General features: G+C 70.3%; 1 pseudogene. It reads left to right on the plus strand.

Going from position 1 to position 1,672, the window contains the following annotated elements:
- Positions 1-1,672, plus strand: a pseudogene (locus ACE3QP_RS21730) (chromosome segregation protein SMC); the annotation flags it as partial.

Consider the following 1,672-nt stretch of genomic DNA (forward strand, 5'->3'; position numbering starts at 1 on the left):
GACCACCGCGCCGGTGGCCAGTGGAACCAGTACGGCGAAATCGCCGTCAAGCGCGTACTCACGCGCGACGGCAACAGCAGCTACTACATCAACAACCAGCCCGTGCGCCGCCGTGACGTGCAGGACGTGTTCCTGGGCACCGGGCTGGGGCCGCGCGCCTACGCCATCATCGGCCAGGGCACCATCAGCCGCATCATCGAATCGCGCCCCGAGGAGCTGCGCCTGTTCCTCGAAGAGGCCGCCGGTGTCTCCAAATACAAGGAGCGCCGCCGCGAAACCGAAAACCGCCTGCACGACACGCACGAGAACCTCACGCGCGTGGAAGACATCCTGCGCGAGCTGGGCAGCAACCTCGAAAAGCTCGAAAAACAGGCTGAGGTGGCAGAGCGCTTCAAGCAGCTGCAGTCCCAGGCCACGCTGCGCCAGCACCAGCAGTGGTACCTCAAGCGCACCGAGGCCGAGGCCGAGCAGGCCCGCGTGCGCACCGAAGGGCTGGCCGCCGTCAACGAGCTGGAATCGCGCATGGCCGACCTGCGCCATGTCGAGGCCGAGCTCGAAACCATCCGCCAGGCGCACTACGCCGCAGGCGACCAGGTCAACCAGGCCCAGGGCAAGCTCTACGAGGCCAGCGCCGAAGTCGGCCGCCTGGAGGCCGAAATCCGCTACGTGCTTGAAGGCCGCCAGCGCGTGGAGCAGCGCCTGGTGCAACTGGCCGAGCAGATCGCCCAGTGGCAGTCGCGCCGCGAAGAGGCCGGTGCCGAACTGGAACACCTGGCCGGGGCCGGGGTCGATGCCGAGGAGAAAGCCGAGCTGTTGGCCGCCCAGGTGGAAGAGCAGGCCATGCGCCTGCCCGACCTGGAAGAAGCCCTGCGCCAGGCCCAGGGCCAGGCCGACGCCCAGCGTGCCAGCGTGGTGCAGGTGCAGCAGCAAATCCAGGTGCTGGCGGCAGAGCAGCGCAGCATCGACGAACAGACCCGCCAGGCCGACGCTCGCTTCGAGCGCCTGCGCGCCGACCGCAACGCCCTGGCTGCGCCCGACGAAGCCCGCCTGGCCAACCTGCGCAGCCAGTGCGACGCCGCCACCGAGGCCCAGGAACTGGCCGCCGCCCGGCTGGAGGAACTGCAGGAAGCCGTGCCCCGCCTGGACGAAGACCGCCGCGCCCGCCAGCAGGCCGTGAACCAGGAGACCGCCCGCCAGGCCGACCTCTCGGCGCGCATGGAGGCCCTCAAGGCGCTGCAGGAAAAGGTCAAGACCGACGGCAAACTGCGCCCTTGGCTGGCCAAGCACGGCCTGGACGGCCTGCAGGGCCTGTGGAGCCGCATCCACATCGAACCCGGCTGGGAAAATGCGCTGGAAGCCGCGCTGCGCGAGCGCCTGGGCGCGCTCGAAGTGGGCCGCCTGGACATGGTGCGCGGCTTCTTGGGCGCGGGCGGGGGCGATGCGCCCGCTGCCAAGCTGGCCTTCTTCACGCCGCCGCAGGCACCCACGCCGAACGCAGCAAACGGCCTGCCGCGCCTGTCGGATCTGCTGCGTGTGCACGACGCAGGGTTGCGCGCCGTGCTGGAAGACTGGCTTGTGGGCTGCCACACCGCCCCCACGCTGGACGAGGCGCTGGACCGCCGCGCCCAGCTTGCGCCCGGCAGCGCCATTTACGTGCCGCAGGGGCACTGCG

The sequence above is a fragment of the Inhella sp. genome, assembly GCF_041912635.1.
GTDB lineage: Bacteria > Pseudomonadota > Gammaproteobacteria > Burkholderiales > Burkholderiaceae_C > Inhella.